Origin of the sequence: Bifidobacterium asteroides (assembly GCF_048001765.1) — a bacterium.
GTDB classification, from domain to species: domain Bacteria; phylum Actinomycetota; class Actinomycetes; order Actinomycetales; family Bifidobacteriaceae; genus Bombiscardovia; species Bombiscardovia asteroides_K.
In genome coordinates this window covers 1,336,736-1,357,625 of the sequence record NZ_CP181447.1, presented here as the reverse complement: position 1 = coordinate 1,357,625, position 20,890 = coordinate 1,336,736, and the positions used below count along the sequence as shown (strand labels likewise).

At 63.2% G+C, this 20,890-nt stretch carries 17 protein-coding genes, 2 pseudogenes and 1 riboswitch; of the genes and pseudogenes, 18 read left to right on the top strand and 1 reads right to left on the bottom strand.

The window, feature by feature from the left end:
- Positions 1-5: 5 nt before the first annotated feature.
- The 5 genes and pseudogenes from ACNAOV_RS05340 to ACNAOV_RS05320 all read left to right on the top strand — a co-directional run bounded on the left by ACNAOV_RS05340 (position 6) and on the right by ACNAOV_RS05320 (position 4,731).
- The gene (locus ACNAOV_RS05340) at positions 6-1,382 is read left to right on the top strand and encodes a dipeptidase (protein WP_416516895.1); all 1,377 of its coding nucleotides are present in this window, start codon (positions 6-8) and stop codon (positions 1,380-1,382) included.
- Between the two features lie 3 nt (positions 1,383-1,385).
- A riboswitch (TPP riboswitch) is annotated at positions 1,386-1,501 on the top strand.
- Entirely contained in the window at positions 1,497-2,225 is a 729-nt protein-coding gene (locus tag ACNAOV_RS05335; RefSeq protein ID WP_416516894.1) for an ECF transporter S component, read from the top strand. (Overlaps the previous riboswitch by 5 nt.)
- Positions 2,226-2,235: 10 nt before the next feature.
- Positions 2,236-2,796 (top strand): annotated as a pseudogene (locus ACNAOV_RS05330) (energy-coupling factor ABC transporter ATP-binding protein); the annotation flags it as partial.
- A gap of 456 nt (positions 2,797-3,252) precedes the next feature.
- Positions 3,253-3,645 (top strand): annotated as a pseudogene (locus tag ACNAOV_RS05325) (ATP-binding cassette domain-containing protein); the annotation flags it as partial.
- Between the two features lie 90 nt (positions 3,646-3,735).
- On the top strand, positions 3,736-4,731 hold the full coding sequence (locus tag ACNAOV_RS05320) for an energy-coupling factor transporter transmembrane component T family protein (RefSeq protein ID WP_416518160.1): 996 nt from the start codon (positions 3,736-3,738) through the stop codon (positions 4,729-4,731).
- A 114-nt stretch (positions 4,732-4,845) separates the two neighbouring features.
- On the opposite strand, the gene ACNAOV_RS05315 is transcribed toward ACNAOV_RS05320, so the two are convergent.
- A complete protein-coding gene (locus ACNAOV_RS05315; RefSeq protein WP_024626528.1) occupies positions 4,846-5,466 on the bottom strand; it encodes a superoxide dismutase in 621 nt (206 codons plus the stop codon).
- A 220-nt stretch (positions 5,467-5,686) separates the two neighbouring features.
- On the opposite strand from ACNAOV_RS05315, the gene ACNAOV_RS05310 reads away from it, so the two are divergent.
- From ACNAOV_RS05310 to argH, 13 genes are all read left to right on the top strand, one after another.
- Complete coding sequence (locus ACNAOV_RS05310; protein WP_416516893.1) at positions 5,687-6,607, top strand: TrmH family RNA methyltransferase; 921 nt, start codon at positions 5,687-5,689, stop codon at positions 6,605-6,607.
- A gap of 69 nt (positions 6,608-6,676) precedes the next feature.
- Complete coding sequence (pheS, locus tag ACNAOV_RS05305) at positions 6,677-7,744, top strand: phenylalanine--tRNA ligase subunit alpha (protein ID WP_416516892.1); 1,068 nt, start codon at positions 6,677-6,679, stop codon at positions 7,742-7,744.
- A gap of 7 nt (positions 7,745-7,751) precedes the next feature.
- Positions 7,752-10,358 (top strand): phenylalanine--tRNA ligase subunit beta, encoded by a 2,607-nt coding sequence (gene pheT, locus ACNAOV_RS05300; RefSeq protein WP_416516891.1) that lies wholly within the window; start codon positions 7,752-7,754, stop codon positions 10,356-10,358.
- A gap of 25 nt (positions 10,359-10,383) precedes the next feature.
- Positions 10,384-10,995: a DUF4190 domain-containing protein gene (locus tag ACNAOV_RS05295; protein WP_416516890.1), complete on the top strand. Its 612-nt coding sequence runs from the start codon at positions 10,384-10,386 to the stop codon at positions 10,993-10,995.
- 245 nt (positions 10,996-11,240) lie between these two features.
- Positions 11,241-11,843, top strand: a complete 603-nt coding sequence (locus ACNAOV_RS05290) for a DJ-1/PfpI family protein (RefSeq protein WP_416516889.1) — start codon at positions 11,241-11,243, stop codon at positions 11,841-11,843.
- Between the two features lie 74 nt (positions 11,844-11,917).
- Complete coding sequence (gene argC, locus ACNAOV_RS05285; protein ID WP_416516888.1) at positions 11,918-13,009, top strand: N-acetyl-gamma-glutamyl-phosphate reductase; 1,092 nt, start codon at positions 11,918-11,920, stop codon at positions 13,007-13,009.
- The gene (argJ, locus tag ACNAOV_RS05280) at positions 13,006-14,175 is read left to right on the top strand and encodes a bifunctional glutamate N-acetyltransferase/amino-acid acetyltransferase ArgJ (protein ID WP_416516887.1); all 1,170 of its coding nucleotides are present in this window, start codon (positions 13,006-13,008) and stop codon (positions 14,173-14,175) included. Before argC ends, argJ begins: the two co-directional genes overlap by 4 nt.
- Positions 14,176-14,239: 64 nt before the next feature.
- Positions 14,240-15,187, top strand: coding sequence for an acetylglutamate kinase (gene argB / locus ACNAOV_RS05275; protein ID WP_416516886.1), 948 nt, complete (start codon positions 14,240-14,242; stop codon positions 15,185-15,187).
- Positions 15,174-16,490, top strand: coding sequence for an acetylornithine transaminase (locus ACNAOV_RS05270; protein ID WP_416516885.1), 1,317 nt, complete (start codon positions 15,174-15,176; stop codon positions 16,488-16,490). The genes argB and ACNAOV_RS05270 overlap by 14 nt, the downstream gene beginning before the upstream one ends.
- Positions 16,491-16,538: 48 nt before the next feature.
- Positions 16,539-17,513, top strand: coding sequence for an ornithine carbamoyltransferase (argF, locus tag ACNAOV_RS05265; protein WP_416516884.1), 975 nt, complete (start codon positions 16,539-16,541; stop codon positions 17,511-17,513).
- Positions 17,513-18,049 carry an arginine repressor gene (locus ACNAOV_RS05260; RefSeq protein ID WP_288805408.1) on the top strand — a complete coding sequence of 179 codons (537 nt, stop codon included), beginning with the start codon at positions 17,513-17,515 and terminating at the stop codon, positions 18,047-18,049. Before argF ends, ACNAOV_RS05260 begins: the two co-directional genes overlap by 1 nt.
- Before the next feature lie 59 nt (positions 18,050-18,108).
- Positions 18,109-19,359: an argininosuccinate synthase gene (locus ACNAOV_RS05255; protein ID WP_198177530.1), complete on the top strand. Its 1,251-nt coding sequence runs from the start codon at positions 18,109-18,111 to the stop codon at positions 19,357-19,359.
- On the top strand, positions 19,356-20,822 hold the full coding sequence (gene argH, locus ACNAOV_RS05250) for an argininosuccinate lyase (protein WP_416516883.1): 1,467 nt from the start codon (positions 19,356-19,358) through the stop codon (positions 20,820-20,822). Before ACNAOV_RS05255 ends, argH begins: the two co-directional genes overlap by 4 nt.
- Positions 20,823-20,890 lie beyond the last annotated feature (68 nt).

Genomic DNA, 20,890 nt, shown 5'->3' with positions numbered 1-20,890 from the left:
TAACGATGGCGGAACTGGGTCTGGAGACGATCCGTACACGTGTCCAAAACGATAGGAACAGGATCGTCGATCTGCTCAAGGACAAGATCGCCCTGGCTTCGGTCTCAGCCAAGGGGATCACCGGAGACCACATGCGGCGCTCGGCCGACTATGTGGCCGGGCAGCTGCGGCAGGTGGGTGTGGACGCCCGGGTGGTCCAGGCCACCAATCCTGACGGGACCCCTGGAGCCTTCGAGGTCATCGGATCCCGGCAGGTGGATGCCAATGCCCCGATCGTCCTGCTCTATGCCCATCACGACGTACAACCGGTGCCTGACCCCTCCCAGTGGTCTACCGATCCTTTTACCGGCGTTGAGAAGGAGGGGCGGCTTTATGGACGCGGGTCAGCCGACGACGGCGGTGGTATTGCCATCCACTCGGGTGCCCTCCATGCCTTGGGCAAGGACCTGCGCGTCAACGTCAAGGTCTTCATCGAAGGGGAGGAGGAGATGGGCTCGCAAAGCTTCATTCCCTTCCTTCAGGCTCATCGGGACGACTTCGCCTCGGATCTGATCATCGTGGCCGACTCGGGCAACTGGTCGGCGGACACCCCAAGCCTGACCACCTCACTGCGAGGGAATGCGGACCTGGATGTTACGGTCACGGTCTTGGAGCACCCGGTCCACTCCGGGCAGTTCGGCGGGCCCATTCTGGACGCCAACACCCTGGCTGCCATGCTGATTGCCTCCATGTATGACGATCAGGGTCAGCTGTCGGTGCCCGGTCTGGAGGGCGGACAGCCCATCGGTGGCCTGCAGCGTGACCTGGACCAGGCCCAGCTGCGTGCGGATGCCGGCGTGGTGGATTCCTACCAGCTGGCTGGAACCGACTCCCTGGCCTCTCGGCTCTGGACCAAGCCGGCGGCGGCCGTGATCGGCTTCGATGCCCACCCAGTGGAGGGCTCCTTCAACGTGCTGGCCGATAAGACCCGCTTCCGCATCTCCCTGCGCACTGCGCCCACCCAGCGGCCCGAACAGGCCGTGCAGGCCCTGGCCGATTTTCTGGTCGCCCATGCGCCCCGAGGAGCCAAAGTGGAAGTCACGCCCAGCGACTTGGGTATGGGATGGGCCATGGATGCTGACAGCCCAGTGGTCCGGCAGGCCGAGGAGGCCATGCGGCAGGCCTTCGGATGCAACCCGGTCAACAAGGGCGAGGGTGGATCCATCCCCTTCATCCCAGAGCTCAAGCGGCTCTTCCCTCAGGCTCAGGTCCTGGTGACCGGCCCCGAGGATCCCCAGTCCAACGCCCACAGTCCGAATGAGTCCATCTCCCTGCAGGGGCTGGTCGACAACATCGTCGCCGAGGCCTTGCTGTTGGATTCTCTTGACCATCGTATGTTCTAAGATGACAGGTGACACGGGGGCCGTATGCCTAAGGGCGTGCGGCTGAGAGGAGGCTCAGCCTCAACCGGACGAACGTTTACCGGGTAATGCCGGCGCACGGATGTCACTGGACCCGTGCCTGAACGGGATGGCGCTCAAGGGGAGCGCCCCGAGGAAAGGCACAAGATCATGACCGATGGTCATTTCATGAACAATACTGTTTCCGGACCGGAGCCAGAGTCTGAAGGGACTCCCTCTCAGGTCAGGATCCCCTCCAGACGGTGGAGGGTGGTGGATATCGCTGTTGCCTCGGTCATCGGGGTGGCTTCCGCCGTCATCTACTGGGTGGTCGCCATGGTGACCAGCATTCCCTGGTCCTTCCTGGACGGGGTTGTGCCCGGTCTGGGCGGCATTCTCAACGGTCTCTACCTATTTGCCGGGCCTTTGGCATCGGTCATCGTACGCAAGCCAGGTGCAGCAGTCTATGCCGAGCTGGTCGCCGCCATCCTGGAGTCGCTGCTGGGCAGCCTTTGGGTGCCTGTGGAGACCATACTGATCGGTCTGCTTCAGGGCTTCATGGCCGAGCTGGTCTTCATGCTGCTGCGGTACCGGCGTTGGAATATGTCTACGGTGGCGCTGTCGGGCGCTGCCGCTGGTTTCGGCTGCTGGCTGTACTCCTTCTGCACGCACCTGCAGGCCATCAACTTGACCGGTCCTTACGGGGTGATCTATCTGATAGCCACCCTGATTTCGGGCGCCCTGATTGCCGGAGTGCTGGTCTGGTACCTCTACAAGGCCATCGCCGCCACCGGGGCCTTGGACCGTTTCGCCTCCGGCCGCGATATTCGCACGGCCGGGAAGTAGAGGTCCAGGAGTGGATCAGAGCATCCAGGACAATCCCTACCGCCCAGCCGCTTTGGAACTGCGCGGCTGGGGGTACCGCCATGCCTACAGGAACCACTTCGCCGTCAGGGATCTCTCGCTGAGCATTCCTGCAGGTCAGCGGGTGCTTCTGCTGGGAGCCTCCGGCATTGGCAAATCGACCATCCTTGAGGGTGTGGCCGGACTGCTGGGCGATCATGCCCCGCAGAGCAGTCAGGACCAGGTCGAGGATGACGAGGGCGGGGTGACCCAAGGGCAGGTCTTGATTGACGGCAATCCCGCCGTCTCCAGCCGGGGACGTGTGGGCCTGGTTCTGCAGGATCCGGACGCTCAGGCCATCTTTCAGCGGCTTGGCGATAACGTAGCTTTCGGACCAGAGAACATGGGATTGCCCCGGGATCAGATTTGGCCACGGGTGCGGCAGGCCATGGCCGAGGTGGGCCTGGCCGACCTTCAGCTGACCCGGTCCACCATGCATCTGAGTGGAGGGCAGATGCAGCGTCTGGCCCTGGCTGGCGCTCTGGCCATGCAGCCTGGGCTGCTCCTGCTGGACGAGCCCACGGCCAACCTGGATCCGGTCGGTGTCGAGCAGATAGTCGATGCCGTCAGAAAGGTTCTGGACCGGCAAGGTTCCACTATGATTCTGGTCGAGCACCGAGCAGGGCCTTGGATGGACATGATCGACCGAGTCATTGTACTTGGGTTGGGTGAGGTTGAAGATGGCACCGGCGGACCGGATGCTGCAGCCTATCGCAAGTCTGTGATCATAGCCGACGGCAGCCCCGATGAGGTCTTCACCGATCCCGGGCTGGACCTTGCCTCCTTGGGCATCTGGGTTCCCGAGGCTTATAGGAGCGCCAGGGATTCGCTTCCTGAGCTTGGACGGGGCCAGGTCAGGTCTGGGCAATCCAGCCCTGGACAGGATGAGCATCCTGTCCTGTTGACCGCGCAGGATCTGGCGGTTGGTCGTCAGGGTAAGGCCGTGGCCGAGCACATCGATCTGGAATTCAGGGCCGGGCAGGTCACGGCCTTGGTCGGAGCCAACGGAGCCGGCAAGTCTACTCTGGCCATGACCCTGGCTGGTTTGCTGGAGCCGGTGGCTGGTTCGGTCCTTGCCCAGGAACGCCTACTTCGGGGACCCCAGGGGCAGATGCCCACGCAGCCCGAGCCCATCCGGTGGACCTCATCCCAACTGGCCGCGCGTATTGCCTATGTTTTTCAGAATCCCGAGCATCAGTTCGCCCGGGGTACGGTCCTGGAAGAGGTCAAGCTGGCTCCCATCCGCACCGGCATGACCGAGGACCAGGCTCAGTCCCGCGCCCAGGAGCTGCTGAGTCGCTTTAGTCTGAGGCAGTACGCTCGCGCCAACCCTTACACGCTCTCCGGCGGCGAGAAGCGGCGGCTCACCGTGGCCTCGGCCCTGGCGGCAGCACCCCAGGTGCTGATTCTTGACGAGCCCACCTTCGGTCAAGACAGGAACACCTGGGTCAACATGGCTCAGCTGATTGCAGACCTGCGCGACCAGGGAGCCTGCATCATCCTGGTCACCCACGACAGGGAGCTGGTCCAGGCCCTGAATGCCCGTCTGGTGGAGATGACACCCCCAGGAGCCCGGAAGGCCATCTGGCCAGCAGCCGAGTCAGATATGCAGGTTCGCCAAGAGACTGTTGCCGCCAGACTGACTGTCACGCCAATGGATCAGCGGGACGAGCCGGTCAAACCGGCCAGCCGGTCGCCCTACATAGCCTCCATCAATCCAGCCTTCCGTCTGATCGGGGCCTTTCTGGCGGCTCTGCCCCTGCTGATCAGCCTGGACCCGGTCTCGGCCACGATGGCCCTGGTTCTGGAATTCCTGCTGCTGGGCGCGGCAGGCTTTACACCCCTGCGCGTGGTCAGATCCACCTGGCCCATCTTCCTGGGGGCACCGGGTTCGGCCCTGGCAATCATCCTCTATGGAAAGAGCGGCGGCGCGACTTTCTGGCAGTGGGGGATGATCCACATCACCCAGCGATCGCTGGACCTGGCCCTGGCTACTGCACTGCGAATACTGGCTATCGGAATCCCTGCCATCATCACCGTGCTGGGAGTAGATGCCACTGACTTGGCCGATGCCTTCAGCCAGGTGCTTCATCTGCCTGATCGCTTCGTCTATGGCGGGTTGGCCGGTATGCGGCTTTTCACTGTTCTCAAGGACGACTGGTCGGCCCTGACTGCCTCGCGCCGCAGTCGCGGACTGGGCGATGAGAACCGTTTCAAGGCTTTCATGCCCCAGGCCTTCGCTCTGCTGGTCTTGTCCATAAGGCGTTCGACGACCTTGGCTACGGCCATGGAGGCCCGGGGCTTCGGCGGCAACACGCCACGAACTCATGCCAGGGTTTCCCATGTCAGAACTCGTGATGTGGGTTTTCTGCTTATCTGTCTGGCTGTGCCCGCAATCTCTCTGACCGTGGCTGCCCTGACCGGCTCCATCGCCTTCTTCGGCAACTGATCGCTGCGGTTTTCGCAGGCTCCAGATCCAGATATAGAGGAACCCCGGCCCTTTCCACCTCCCGCAGAGAGGGGAAAGGGCCAGGGTTTGCCTGTGGTCGGAAGCGCTGGCCCTTTACCTGGCCAGAGTGGTGTTGATGTTGCGCACTTCGTCGAAACGCTTGGAAGCATCCTCCCAGTTGACGATGTGCCACCAGGCCTTGACGTAGCTGGCACGGTCGTTCAGGTACTCCAGGTAGTAGGCGTGCTCCCAGAGGTCCAGCAGAACCAGCGGGAAGATGGTGACGGGCAGGTTGCCCTGGTGGTCGTACATCTGCAGGGTGACCAGGCGCTCGCCCAGGGTATCCCAGGCCAGGACGGCCCAGCCGGAGCCCTGGATGCCTGCACACATGGACTCGAAGTAGGTCTGGAAGCCCTGGAAGGACCCGAACTGGTCCTCGATGGCGGCCTTCAGTTCGCCAGTGGGCTCCTGGCCGTCGGCCGGGGCCATGTTCTTCCAGAAGATGGAGTGGTTCTTGTGCCCGGCCAGGTTGAAGGCCAGGTTCTTCTCCAGCAGGTTGGACTGGGCCACGTTGCCGGACTCGGCGGCATCGTGGATCTGCTCCAGGGCCTTGTTGGCCCCGTTCACATAAGCCTGATGGTGCTTGTCATGGTGCAGCTCCATGATCTTGCCGGACACGTACGGCTCCAGTGCCGAGTAGTCGTAGGGCAGATCGGGAAGGGTGTATACGGGCATATCGTCTCCTCACAATGATTCTGGCCAAGCCAGATGTGCCATGGTCGGTCTGCGCCATACCAGCGATGGACGTGGTCGACCCGACCGGTTCTTTTACCCTAGCCCCTTGTTGGCCGAGCACAAGGGGTGCAGACCCTTCTTTCAGTGAAATTTCCCACAGATGTGGGCTCATGAGGGTCCGTCAGCGATGCTCTCGACTGCCGGGGTTAGAGTTGTGCCCATGCCATTTGATGATTCCCTCCTTGACAATCCCCATGCCCAACGAATTCGTCGCCTGGCTGAACTGCAGGATCGGCGGGCCCGGCAGCGTCATGGCCGCTTCGTGATAGAGGGGCCGCAGAGCGTGCGCGAGGCGGTCCGCTGGCGTCCCGACCTGCTGACTGACCTCTATATTCAGGCGGGTGAATCCTCTTCTGCAGCCCAGGGTGGTCAACCGCAACCGCTCAATGAGAATGTGGGTGCCATCATGGAGCAGGCCCGGGAGCTGCCTGACTGCTATGGGCACTTCGTCTCGGCCCGGGTCATGCATGCCATCAGCGGCAATGCCCAAGGAATCCTGGCCCAGGCGCGCACTAATGGATTTTTGGCTCAACCGACGGATCATGAGGATTCTCGGGATTTGGCAGTGAAGGGGATCGACCTGGTGGCGGCCTTCTGGCAGATTCGTGATCCAGGCAATGCCGGAACCGTCATTCGCACCGCCGATGCCGCTGGTTGCCGGGCAGTCATACTGGTGGACCAGTGCGTGGAACCCACCAATCCCAAGGTCATTCGCTCCACGGCTGGCTCGGCCTTTCACATCCCCCTGATGACCATGAGTACCGAGGACTTCCTGGCCTTGTGCAGACGGCAGGGCCGGACCATGGTGGCCGCGGATGTCTATGGAACACCGGATAAACCCGTCAGCTCCCTGACTGATTTGATGGCGAGCGGTTCCCTGGCCAAGCCAGACTCGGCGGGTCAACCCATGGCCCTGCTCTTCGGCAATGAGGCACGTGGACTGCCCAATGAGCTGTTGCAGTCCATGGATCAGATCGTCCGCATACCCATATATGGGCGGGCTGAATCCCTCAATCTGGCTACCTCGGCTGCAGTGCTGCTCTACGCCATGGCCATGTCGAGTCGTATTGAAAGAATGTGAAGGCGTCAACGACCGGGATTTCCGCTGATTTGCGGCCCGGACACGGCATTGGCAACAGTGGAAAGGTCCATGGTGGCACAGGTAGAATTCGACCCCGCGGCGATGACCGACGAGGTCAACGAGGGCATCGGCAGGATTCGCGAAGCCTCCGATTTGGAAGAGCTCAAGGCGATCAAGGCCCAGTATGCGGGGACAGGTTCAGCCCTGGCCGGTTCCGGACGGATGATCGGAAGGCTGCCAGCGGATCAGAAGAAGACCGCCGGCCGCCTAGCGGGCAAGCTCAAGGCTGACTTCGGTCGTGCCTACGGGCTCAAGGAGCGGCAGCTGCGCCAGGAGGAGGAGTCCCGCCGTCTGGCCGCCGAGCAGGTGGACATGACCCTGCCGGTCAACCGCCGTCCCCAGGGCGCCCGGCACCCGCTGTCCAAGCTCATGGAGGACGTGGAGGACTTCTTTGTCTCCATGGGTTGGAGCATCGCCCAAGGCCCCGAGCTTGAGGCCGAGTGGTACAACTTCGATGCCCTCAACTTCGGCCCTGACCATCCTGCCCGCCAGATGCAGGACACTTTCTACGTCAAGGGCAACCAGGCCAGGGATGCCGCCGGCTTCGTCGGCTCCAACATGGTCATGCGCACACACACTTCGCCGGACCAGGCCCGTTCCTTGATAACACGCGGTGTGCCACTCTACGTGGCCTGCACCGGCAGGGTCTTCCGCACCGACGAGCTGGATGCCACCCACACCCCGGTCTTCCACCAGTGCGAGGCCATCGCCGTCGATGAACACCTGACCATGGCCGACCTCAAGGGCACCCTGGACAAGCTCGCCGTGGCCATGTTCGGCCCCGAGGCCCGGACCAGACTGCGTCCCTCATACTTCCCCTTCACCGAGCCCAGCGCCGAGATGGACCTCTGGTTCCCGGACAAAAAGGGCGGCCCCGGATGGATCGAATGGGGAGGCTGCGGCATGGTCAACCCCAACGTTCTGAGATCGGCCGGCGTGGACCCGCAGCGCTACTCAGGCTTCGCCTTCGGCGTGGGCATGGAGCGCACCCTGCTCCTGCGCCACGACATCAATGACATGCACGACCTGGTAGAAGGCGACGTGCGGTTCAGCCAGCAGTTCGAGATGGGGGAGTGACCGTCAGATGCCAATGGTAGATATCGACTGGCTCAAGGAGCATGTGCAGGTCCCTGAGGATCTGACCTATGAACAGCTGGCCAAGGACCTGGTCCGGGTCGGTCTGGAGGAAGAGGACATCCATCAGTCCACAGTGACCGGGCCCATCGTGGTCGGCTATGTGGTGGATGCCGAGCCTGAGCCCCAGAAGAACGGCAAGACCATCAACTGGTGCCATGTGGATGTGGGCGAGCAGTACAACGCTGTGGACGACCAGGGTCACAAGGTGCCCAGGGGCATCGTCTGCGGGGCCCCGAACATGGCTGCGGGCGAGAAAGTGGTGGTGACTCTGCCGGGGGCCGTTCTGCCCGGGGACTTCCGTATCGAACCGCGCAAGACCTATGGCCACATCTCGGACGGCATGTGCGCCTCCGAGCGTGAGTTGGGGCTGGGTTCGGACCATCAGGGCATCATCCTGCTGCGCAATTACGGGTTCACCCCTGAACAGTATGAGCAGCTCAAGCCTGGTGACGATGCCATGGCCCTGCTCCATATGAACAGGCCCGTCCTTGAGATCAACATCACCCCCGATCGTGGCTATGCCTTCTCCTACAGGGGGGTTGCCCGCGAATACCACCACTCGACAGGGGCTGAGTATACAGATCCGGTGATTGAGCTGAACAAGACGGTGCCGGCCTCTGCAACTCGGGAGGATCAGGCTCCGCTGGCCGTGCATGTTGAGGACAACAACCCCATTCATGGTCAGCCCGGTTGCGATCGCTACTATCTGCGGGCCCTGACCGGGTGCGATCCCAAGGCGGCGACTCCCAGCTGGATGCGTCGTCGGCTGGTTCGGGCCGGCATGCGCTCCATCAGCCTGCCGGTGGACATCACCAACTACGTCATGTTGGATCTGGGCCAGCCCCTGCATGCCTACGATCTGGACAAGCTCAGCGGGCCCATCGTCGTCCGCAGGGCCAGGCAGGGCGAGCACCTGACCACTCTGGATGGCAAGGATCGTGAGCTCAGCACCGAGGATCTGCTCATCACCGACTCGCCCGATGGGCAGGAGGGATCCCGCATCCTGGGTCTGGCCGGAGTCATGGGGGGTCTATATGGGGAGGTGACCGATCAGACGCGGAACATCCTGATCGAGTCCGCCCACTTCGACCAGGTCACCATCGCCCGGACCGCCCGTCGCCACAAGCTGCCCTCGGAGGCCTCCAAGCGCTTTGAGCGTGGGGTTGATCCGCAGATGCAACCGGCTGCTGCAGCCATGGCCGCAGACCTGCTGCATCGCCTTGCCGGCGGCCAGGACCTGGATGCTCCGCTTGATATGAACCAGACCAAACCCATGCCGGTCATCGACTTTTCCGTCAGCGAGGTGGCCCGGCTGACAGGACTGGAGGTGGAGCCCCAGCGCATAGTGGCCATTCTGCGCGACATCGGTTGCACGGTCCAGGGAGAGCCGTCCGGACAGCTGTCGGTGACCCCGCCGACCTGGAGGCCCGACCTGGGCGAGGGCTGCGACCTGGTCGAGGAAGTGGCCCGCCTGGTGGGCTACGATCGCATCCCCGTCACCGTGCCATCACCCAAGGTGTCCGGTGCGGTTGGTCTGACCGATCGCCAGCAGCGTCGCCGTTGGGTGGCCGACACCCTGGCCGAGTATGGGCTGACCGAGGTCCTGGACTACCCGTTCGTCGGTGACAATGATTTCAAGGACTTCGGCATGGATCCTGATGAGGTCCATGTCAACAGCGTGGAGCTGGCCAATCCCATGGCCGCTGACAGGCCCTACCTGCGACAGAGCCTGCTGCTGCCGCTGGCCAACACCGTGGAGCGCAACCTGCGACGTGGCAACACGGATGTGCGTCTCTTCGAGATCGGCTATGTCTTCCGTCGCGATCCCAAGGCTCCTGCGGTACCAACCCTTCCAGGCGGCGTGCGGCCCAGTGATGAGGATCTGGCCCGCCTGGACCAGGGTCTGCCGGAGCAGCGGCTGCATGTGGCGGCCTTGCTGACGGGCCGTGCCCAGGAGGACGGCTGGCTCAAGGACACCAGGGATGTGGATTGGACCGATGCAGTCGAATCGGCTCGCCGGGTTTTGGACAGGCTGGGTGCCGATTATCGGCTGGAGCAGCCCTCGGCCGAGCAGGTGCCTGACCAGTGGCATCCGGGCCGTACTGCAAAGCTGGTTCTCAACGACGGCACGCTCGTCGGTATGGTGGGCGAGTTGCATCCACGTGTTGATCAGGCTCTTGGCTTCCCCGCCCACTCAGCCGCCTTCGAGCTGAGCCTGGACATGGTGCTGGACCATCTGGACTACACCCCACTGCAGGCCAAGCCGGTTTCAACCTTCCCGCCGGTTCGTCAGGATCTGGCCTTCACCGTGCCGGACACGGTCTCGGCTGCCGACCTGACTTCCGCCATCAGAGAAGCGGCTGGGTCTAGTCTTGAATCCATCGAGCTGTTCGACGTTTTCACTGGCGATCAGATCGGTGAGCATGCAAAATCGCTGGCCTTCGCAGTCACCTTCCGCGCCCCGGACCGTACTTTGACGTCCGAGGACAGCGAATCCCTGCGTCAGGCCATCGTTGACAAGACTGCGGGTCTGGGCGCCGTACTGCGCGCCTGACCGTGCATCAAGGGGACCGAGGGACATGACGGATTCTCAAGAACAGGGCACAGCTGGAGGACCTGACCGCCAGGATCATGATGGGGGCGACCAGCCCTTGTACGGCGCGCGCGCCGATCGTTATCCAGGATGGAATCCGTACATATACGGTCGCCCGGATCCCGAACCCAAGGCCAAGGAATCCGACTCGTCCCAGAGTAGCCCCGCCAACCGGCCCATGCCCATGGCGGGGCAGCCGGGCCCCAGTGGCGGCGGAAATCCTGGCAATCCCCAAACACCCCGTCCTGGTACTCCGGGATGGCCTCCCCAGGGCATGCCCAATTTGAACGATCCCTCCCAAAATCCTGTCTACGGTCACTGGGATCCCTGTGCCATCATCGCCTTTTTCATGGCCCTCTTTCTTCCAATGCCTGTGGTTCCAGCTCTGCTCGGCGGCATTTCCATGTATCGGACACGTCACCTGCATATGAAGGGCTACGGGCTGGCCATGGCTGCCCTGATCATCAACCTGCTCTTCACCCTGGCTTGGCTCTGGCTGTTGGCCAACGGCATTTCCCTGAACGACTTCTACCAGCAGATGATGCCGTCGCCCTCAACGGGTGGCGGCGGCTCTGGCGGGGATGGCGTCAGCGCCTGAACTCTCAAGGTACAGGTGCCGCCAGTATCAGCAGAAGTTTGCGCACCTATGCAAGCTCATACCTCGTGGGCTGAGAGCAAGAAGCTGTGAAAGAGTGCCAGGAAGGACCTGGCAGTTATGGGCCTGGCGGTACCATCGATTGAGGCGGTGATGTCACTTCCCGGAAGTGAGCATTGGCGCCAATGAGTATTCATGCCTGTGCGTCTGATGAGGGCAGGTCTGCCAGTGGGGAGAGGTTCATTCGAATGGTGCCGGATGTCAATATTGTCGTATTCGACGGATTCGAACCCCTGGATGTCTTCGGGCCCTTTGAGGTTTTCATCAACACAGATGGCGCCCGCGTGCGGATATTCTCCTTGGATGGTCCTGGCGTGAAAGTCAGCGAGGGCGGTGCCAGGGTCGAGGCCCTGGGACCAGAGCAGATCGATCCCAGGGGGGTTCTGCTTATACCGGGCGGGTCCGGCACGCGCGCCATGGTCGACGATGACCGCTGGCTAAACAATCTGCGGAGCCTGGTTGCGCAGTCTTCGCAGGTGCTGACTGTCTGCACGGGTTCGGCTCTGCTGGCTGCTGCCGGTGCTCTGGATGGTCGGCGGGCCACCTCCAACGATCTGGCCTTTGACTGGGTGGTCAGCACGGGTGAGAGGGTGGATTGGATCAAAGAGGCCCGTTGGGTGGTCGATGGAAAGTTCCGCACCTCCTCGGGCATCTCGGCTGGCATCGATATGGCCTTGGACTATGTTGAAGACACTTGCGGGCCCGAGGCCGCGGACAAGGCCAGCACCCAGATGGAATACATCCGCAACCGTGAGTCCGGTTATGACCCATTTGCGCGGAACAAAGCATAACGACACGCCAGATTGCATAATTATGCATTTTGTCGCATGACTATTTATGATGGTGCCCGGCGAAAGGAGCGTTCATGCACCAATATACAGTGGCCGTGGTGGGGGCCTCCGGGTATGCCGGTTCTGAAATGATCCGACTCATGGCCGCTCACCCCGCCTTCCGGGTATGTACGGTCACTGGGCGCAGTTCAGCGGGTCGACAGCTGGGGGAGTTCTCGCCCAATCTTCCGAATTCGCTGGCCTCGCTAGAGATTCAGGCCACAGACCCGAAGATCCTGGCCGGTCATGATCTGGTGGTGCTGGCCCTGCCTCATGGTGCCTCTGGTCCCTTGGCAGAGCAGCTGGATTCGCAATCGATACTGGTCGATCTGGGTGCCGACCATCGGCTGGAGGATCCGGCCGACTGGCAGGACTACTACGGCGGGCACTTTTTCTCTCCTTGGACCTACGGAATGCCGGAGCTATTGACGGCAGAAGGCGTTCGTCAGCGTGAACTGCTCAAGCATGCTCGCCGGATAGCAGGTCCGGGTTGCAACGTAACCGCAGTCACCCTGGCTTTCCAGCCGGCGCTGGCTGCCGGCTTGGTGCAGTCCGATGACCTGGTGGCCGATCTTGCCGTGGCCTACTCGGGTGCTGGTCGCTCCAGCAGCAGAATGGATCTACTTGCAGCTGAAGCCATCAATTCAGCCCATCCCTATTCGGTCGGTGGCACCCACAGGCATATCCCCGAAATCCTGCAGAACCTGCGCAAGGCGGAAGCAGCCAATCCGGACCTGGGGGAGGACCATCAACCGATTCGCCTGGGGCTGACCCCTATCCTGGTTCCCATGTCACGTGGAATCCTGGCCGTGGTTTCGGCCAAACTGAACGCGCGTGGGCGTGCCTTGGGCGCGGAAGGCATTCGTGCCGTCTGGGAAAAGATCTACGCCAAGGAGCCGTTCGTTGATCTGCTGCCCCAGGGCAGGCTCCCCTCCACGGCTGACGTCTACGGTTCGAACCTGGCGCAGGTTCAGGTCCTCACAGACGAACGCGCCGACCGTCTCTATGCTTTCGCAGCCATCGACAACCTGACCCGGGGTACCGCCGGCCAGGCCCTTCAGGCCGTCAACCTGGCCCTGGGCCTGCCCGAGGAAACCGGTCTGACAACCATAGGAGTGGCACCATGAGCATCACCTACGCCGCGGGCTTCCAGACAGGCACCGCCATCGCCCATCGCCCGGGAGGTTCACGCCGCCGCAACCTGGCCTTGGTTGTCAACAAGGGGCCCATGGATACTGCTGTAGGTGTCTTCACTCCCAACCGCTTCCGGGCCGCTCCGGTCATCTGGACCAGCAGGATTTTGAAAGAGGGCCGGGCAGGAGCCGTGGTCATCAACTCGGGCAATGCCAACGCCTGCACGGGTTCCGAGGGCCTGGACCAGGCCAAGGCCATGGCTGAGCGGACAGGCAAGAATCTGGGTCTGCCAGCCGAACAGGTTGCCGTCTGTTCCACCGGGATCATCGGCCACCTGCTGCACCTGGACCCCATACTGGCCGGCATCGACCAGGCGGCTCAGGAGCTGTCGACCAGCCAGGAGGCCGGTGAAGCGGCAGCCAAGGCCATATTGACCACCGACACCTGTACCAAGACTGTATCCCTGGACGGTTCCGGCTGGCGGCTGGGCGGCATGGTCAAGGGCTCGGGGATGATCGCCCCGCAGCTGGCCACCATGATCTGCCTGATCACCACTGATGCCATTGTGGAGCCTGATCAGGCCCGCCGCGATCTGGCTGAAGCCTGCCGGCTCAGCTTCAACCGGATCGATGTGGACGGTTGCATGTCCACCAATGACACGGTCCTGCTCATGGCCTCCGGCGCTTCTGGTGTTCGTCCTGACCCCGATCAGTTCCAGGAGTTGCTCAGCCAGGCCTGCGGTGAGCTCTCCCGTCGCATTGTGGCCGATGGTGAGGGCAGCCGCCACCGTATCCGCATCCAGGTGGACGGGGCCGAGAGTGAGGACGCGGCCCTGGCCTGCGCCCGCGCTGTCTCCGGTTCCACCCTGCTCAAGTGTGCAGTGGCTGGCGAGGATCCCAACTGGGGTCGCGTAGTGGCCTCACTGGGTACTGTGCCGGTTTCGACGGCGGCCTATGATCCGGACCGTGTGGACGTCAGCTTCAATGGAGTCAAAGTCTGCCAAGGAGGCCGCCCCGGCCAGGATCCCTCCCTGGTTGACCTGCACGTGCCCGAGGTCCATATCGATATCGATCTTGGTCAGGGCGACCGCCAGGCAACGGTTTGGACAGATGATCTGACCCACGAATATGTGACCATCAACGCCGACTACCGCACCTGATCCGGAGCTTGCGCACGAGCGTGAGGCACCGGAGGCAGAAGCGGCAATGAGGAAAGGGAAAAGGATGGCAGATGGCGAGCAGGAGGCAGAAGCTGAACGGGCCTTGGACGATGTCAGCAAGGCCCGGGTGCTGATTGAGGCCCTGCCCTGGCTGGAGGAGTTTGCAGGTCAGCGGATCGTGGTCAAGTATGGCGGCCATGCCATGGTCGATGACCACCTGCGCCAGTGCTTTGCTCAGGATATGGTCTTCCTGCGGCAGGTGGGAATGCACCCGGTGGTTGTCCATGGGGGAGGCCCTCAGATCTCCGACATGCTTCAGGCCCTGGGCATCCCCTCGGTTTTCCGTGGTGGTCTTCGGGTGACCACGCCGGAAATCATGAAGGTGGTCCGCATGGTCCTGACCGGTCAGGTGGGCAGGGATTTGGTCGGTGCCATCAATGCCCATGGTCCCATGGCCGTCGGTCTGTCTGGAGAAGATGCCGGTCTGTTCAGCGCTGCCCGTCGTACCGCTATGGTGGATGGTCACCCGGTGGACTTGGGCCTGGTGGGCGAAGTCGTGGCTGTGGATGCTTCGGCCGTGGAGGACCTGATTGATGCCGGGCGGATTCCTGTGGTTTCTTCGGTGGCCCCGGACGAGCAGGACGCCACCCAGGTGCTCAACGTGAATGCCGACGCCGCCGCCTCTGCCCTGGCTGCGGCCTTGGGCGCCAGAAAGCTGGTCATTCTCACCGATGTCGAGGGACTCTATGCCAACTGGCCTCAGACGGATTCCCTGATTTCCAGCATTGGCGTGGATCGTTTGGATGGTCTGCTTGGAGACATGAAGGCAGGGATGCGTCCCAAGATGGAGGCCTGCCTGCAGGCTGTGCGTGCCGGGGTCAGTCAGGCCCACATCATTGACGGGCGACAACCGCACTCCATGCTCACCGAAATCTTCACCCAAAACGGGATCGGCACCGTCGTTGTGCCGGGTCATGAAATGGTCATGAGGAGGAGCCATGAACAAGGCTGATCAAGATTGCGGCGAGATTGCGGAGCCAGCTGAAACGGTTGAGGGTCCCCGGAGTCGCCAATGGGCCGATCGCTATGACCATGTCCATATGAAGGTCTTCGGAAGGCCGGGCAGGGTCATGGATCACGGTCAAGGCGCATGGATATGGGACGTTGACGGCAATCGTTATCTGGACATGCTGGCGGGGATAGCGGTTAACGCCCTGGGCTACGCCCATCCTGCCTGGAACAAGGCCCTGGCCGAGCAGGCCGGCAAAATGGCTCACATTAGCAACTTCTTCGCATCCCGGCCTCAGATTGAACTGGCCGAGCGGCTGCTGGAGCTGGCCCAGGCCCCGGATGGTTCGCGCGTCTTCTTCTGCAACTCCGGAACCGAGGCCAATGAGGCGGCAATCAAGCTGGCCCGGCTGCATGGCACTCGCATGGGCGGGAATCCCGGGAGGATCCTGGCCCTGACCCACAGTTTTCACGGTCGCAGCATGGGCTCGCTGAGCCTGACCTGGAAGCCTGCCATCCGTGAGCCCTTCCAGCCCCTGGTGCCGAGGATGGGCTTTCTGCCCTCCGGCGACCCCAAAGCCCTGGAGGAGGCCTTCACCGGAGAAGAGGCTTCCGACCAGCCAGTGGCCGCCGTCATACTGGAGCTCATCCAGGGTGAGGCTGGCGTGCTGCCGCTGGAGCCCGACTATGTGCAAAAGGTGCGTGAGCTCTGCAGTCGGCATGGTGCATTGATGATTCTTGACGAGGTGCAGACCGGCATGGGCAGAACCGGCCACTGGTTCGCCTTCCAGGATCAAAGCCTGTCCGGCGGTGCCTGCCCTGATGTGCTTACCTTCGCCAAGGGGGTGGCTGGCGGCTTCCCCATGGGCGGGATGATCACCTTCGGCTCCGGGCCTTCCGGTCTGCTGACCCCTGGCACGCACGGTTCCACCTTCGGTGGCAACCCCCTGGGATCGGCCCTGGCGCTGACCACCCTGGAGACCATCCAGCGGGAGGGTCTGCTGGAACGGGCAGAGCGGATGGGGAAGAGGCTGCGCGATGGCATAGCCGCCTGCGGCAACCCCCTCTTCACTTCGGTCAGAGGCAGGGGTCTGCTGGATGCCATCCAGCTGAGGTCCCCCTGTGCCAGCAAGGTGGCCGCCTGGTGCCTGGACCACGGGCTGATAGTCAATCCCGTGGCCCCTGATGCCCTGCGTCTGGCGCCGCCGCTGATCATCCAGGCCGATCAGATCGACCTGGCCGTTGACATTCTTTCCAAGGTCCCGACCCGTCTCGGGGACGTGGATTCGCCGCAGGGTGATCGGTGATTTACAGCATTCAGAGACAATCGTGACGACACCGTAAGGGAGGCAGAGATGAACAGCGGTTTGCGGCACATGCTTCGTGACGACGACCTCAACCACGAGGAGCAGCTGGAGGTGCTTCGGCTGGGCATGGCCTTCAGGGCCAATCCCTATTTGTCCAGGCCTTTCCTGGGTCCTCAAGCCGTGGCGATCATCTTCGACAAGCCCAGCACGCGCACCAGAACCAGTTTCTGCGTAGGCGTGGCCCAGCTGGGCGGCTACCCCATGGTCATCGACAGCCCAGGCTCGCAGCTGGGCCGTGGCGAACCCGTGGCGGACACTGCCAACGTGCTGACGCGGATGACATCCGCCATAGTCTGGCGCACCTTCGGACAGGATCGGGTGGAGACCATGGCCGCCCATGCCACCGTGCCCGTCATCAACGCGCTGACAGACTCCTTCCACCCCTGCCAGGTCCTGGCCGACTTCCTGACCCTGGCCCAGCACCGGGGCGGGGTCGACGCCCTGGCTGGCATGACCATCGCCTACCTGGGCGACGCAGCCAACAACATGGCCAACTCCTATCTGCTTGGCGGAGCAGTGGCCGGCATGAACGTGCGGATTGCCGGGCCCAACGGCTTTCTGCCCGATCCGGGCCTGGTTGACCAGGCGCGGACCCTGGCCGCTGAAAACGGAGGATCCATTCTGGTCACCACGGATCCGGTCCAGGCCGTCGAGGACGCTGACTGCGTCTTCACCGACACCTGGGTCTCCATGGGCGAGGAGGACCAGTACGACGTTCGCTCCCATCCCTTCCTGCCCTATCAGGTCAACGCCCGACTTATGGCCCATGCCCGCCCGGATGCCCTCTTCCAGCACTGCCTGCCCGCCTACAGGGGCCGGGAGGTGACGGCCGAGGTCATCGATGGCCCCCAGTCCGTGGTCTGGGACGAGGCTGAAAACCGGTTGCATGCCCAGAAGGCACTGATGACCTGGCTGGTGGCCCGCTCCCGGGGCGACGAATCCCTCCTGCAGGGGGTGTGCTGATGCGGCCGACGACCAAGGTGGCCCGGCTGGACGCCATCCGCCAGGCGCTGAACCGACATCGGGTCAACTCCCAGCAGCAGCTGTCCTCCCTCCTGGCTGAGCAGGGCATTGAGGTGACCCAGGCCACTCTGAGCCGGGACCTGGACGACCTGCATGCCACCAAGCTGCGGTATGCAGACGGGAGCATGGCCTACTGGATTCCCGCCACCACCGATCAGCAGGCCATGGAGGCCGCTGCCGCCGAAGGGCCTGAGGTTGAGGGGGAGAACAAGACCGACGCCTACCTGGCCAAGATCCTGACCGGGCTGATCACCTCGGTGGCCCGGGCCCGCAACCTGTTGGTGGTAAGAACCCCGGCCGGCGCCGCCCAGTATGCGGCTTCCGCCCTGGACCGTCAGCCGATCAAGGGCATCCTGGGCACCATAGCCGGGGACGACACGATTCTGATCATCGCAGCCGACGATGAGGCGGCATCATCCCGGGCCAACTGGCTCATGACCATCGTCTCGGGCCAGGAGGATGCCAGGGCCCGATGATCGCAGTAGGTGCGAACCGAATATCTGCAAGTGTGAAATTAGAAGGAAAGAGGATCGCCATGACCGAAAACAATCGCATCGTGCTGGCCTACTCAGGCGGCCTGGACACCTCGGTGTCCATTCCCTACCTCAAGGAGCGCACCGGCAAGGATGTGGTGGCCGTCTCCCTGGATGTGGGCCAGGGCGGCGAGCGTCTGCAGACCATCCGCCAGCGGGCCCTAGACTGCGGGGCCGTCGAATCCGTCGTGGTGGATGCCCGGGACGAGTTCGCCAGGGATTACTGCATGCTGGCACTCAAGGCCAATGCCATGTACGAGGGCGTCTACCCGCTGGTATCGGCCATCTCAAGGCCACTGATCACCAAGCATCTGGTCCAGGCGGCCCACCAGTACGGTGCCGACACCATAGCCCACGGCTGCACCGGCAAGGGCAACGACCAGGTCCGTTTCGAAGTCTCCATCATGTCCATCGACCCGTCGCTGAAGGCCATCAGCCCCATCCGCGACCTGGGATTGATGCGCGATGTGGAGATCGCCTACGCCAAGGAGCACCACCTGCCCATCGAACAGACCGAGGAGAGCCCCTATTCCATCGACCAGAATGTCTGGGGACGGGCCATCGAGACCGGTTACCTGGAGGATCCCTGGAACGGACCCACCAAGGATGTCTACTCCTACACCGACGACCCGGCCTTCCCGCCGGTCGAGGACGAGGTGACCATCGACTTCGAGCAGGGCATTCCCGTGCGCATCGACGGCAGGGCCGTCACCCCTCTGGAGGCCATCGAGGAGATGAACCGCCGCGCCGGAGCCCAGGGGATCGGACGTGTGGATCTGATTGAGGACAGGCTGGTGGGCATCAAGTCCCGCGAGCTCTACGAGGCTCCGGGGGCCGTGGCCCTGATCACCGCCCACCAGGAGTTGGAGAACTGCTGCCTGGAGCGCGAACAGCACCGGATCAAGCGCGACATCGACAAGCGCTGGGGCGAACTGGTCTACGACGCCCAGTGGTACTCGCCTGCCGTCCGCTCCCTGAACGCCTTCATCGAAGAGACCCAACGCTATGTCTCCGGTCGCATCCGCATGGTCATGCACGGAGGACGGGCCGTGGTCACCGGCCGGCACTCCGACAGCTCCCTCTACGACTACAGCCTGGCCACCTATGAGTCCGGCGACAGCTTCGACCAGAACGCCTCCAACGGGTTCATCGCCATCTACGGCCTGGCAGACAAGGTGGCCGCCGCCCGTGACATGCGCTTCGGCAACGGCATCGCACAGGACGGACAAGAACAGGACGGACAAGAGCGGTGAGCAGCGGCGACAAGCCCATGGCCCTCTGGGGCGGGCGTTTCAGCAGTGGGCCCTCGCCGGCCCTGGTCGAGCTCAGCCGATCCACCCAGTTCGATTGGCGTCTGGCCGACGACGACCTGGCTGGTTCCCGAGCCCACGCACGGGCCCTCAACCGTGCTGGACTGCTGGATGATGACGAGCTGGCACGTATGGAGCAGGCTCTGGATGAACTCCAGGACCAGGTGGACTCCGGCGCCTTCGCCCCTGAGCCTGGCGACGAGGATGAGGCCACGGCCCTGGAGCGCGGCCTCATTGACATAGCGGGGGACCAGCTGGGCGGCAAGCTGCGGGCCGGGCGCTCGCGCAACGATCAGATCGCCACCCTCATTCGGATCTGGCTGCGTCGCCACGCCCGGGTGCTGGCCAAGGACCTGCTGAGCACGGCCCAGGCTCTGATGGATCAGGCTCGGGCTGCGGGAACCACGGTCATGCCCGGCCGCACCCATATGCAGCACGCCCAGCCCGTCCTGCTGGCCCACCAACTCATGGCCCATGTCTGGCCTCTTGTCCGTGACCTGGAACGCCTGAGGGACTGGGATAAGCGTGCCGATGCCAGCCCATATGGATCTGGCGCGCTCGCCGGCACCACCCTGGGTCTGGACCCCCTGCCGGTGGCCCGGGATCTGGGCTTTAGCCGGGTCTGCGCCAACTCCATCGACGGGACCGCCGCCAGGGATGTGGTGGCTGAGTTCGCCTTCGTCGCCGCCATGATCGGCGTGGATCTGTCCAGGCTGGCCGAGGAGATCATCATCTGGAACACCCAGGAGTTCGCTTTTGTACGCTTGGACGACGGCTACTCGACCGGTTCCTCCATCATGCCCCAGAAGAAGAATCCGGACGTTGCCGAGCTGGCCCGAGGCAAGGCCGGTCGACTGGTCGGGGATCTGGCAGGCCTGCTGACCACTCTCAAGGGGCTGCCGACAGCCTATGCACGCGATCTGCAGGAGGATAAGGAGGCGGTCTTCGACCAGGTGGACACCCTGGAGGTCCTGTTGCCCGCCTTTGCCGGCATGGTCGCCACCTTGACCTTCAACAAGGACCGCCTGGAGGAGCAGGCCCCCACAGGATTCGCCCTGGCCACCGACCTGGCCGAGTGGCTGGTCAGGCAGGGTGTGCCCTTCCGGCATGCCCACGAACTCTCCGGGGCCTGCGTCAAGCTGGCCGAGGGTCGTGGTTGTGAGCTGGCCGACCTGGATGATGGCGATTTCGTCAAGGTCTTCGCTGACTGGGTGCCCGCAGATCGGGCTCCAGAGGTTCGCTCGGTCCTGACCGCCGGGGGAGCCGTGCGCGCTCGCCGGGGCCAGGGAGGCACTGCACCGGAGAGGGTCAAGGAGCAGATGGACCAGGCTGCACGTGCGCTGGAGGAACTGAAGACCTTCGCCGACTCACAGTCTGACGGGCCTGCCTACCGTCCTCCCAGGTGAAGCTTCTGGTATCCGCCGGACCGGTGGCCGCGTTAGAATGCCCAACGGCAATTCCTCAACAGGAAGAG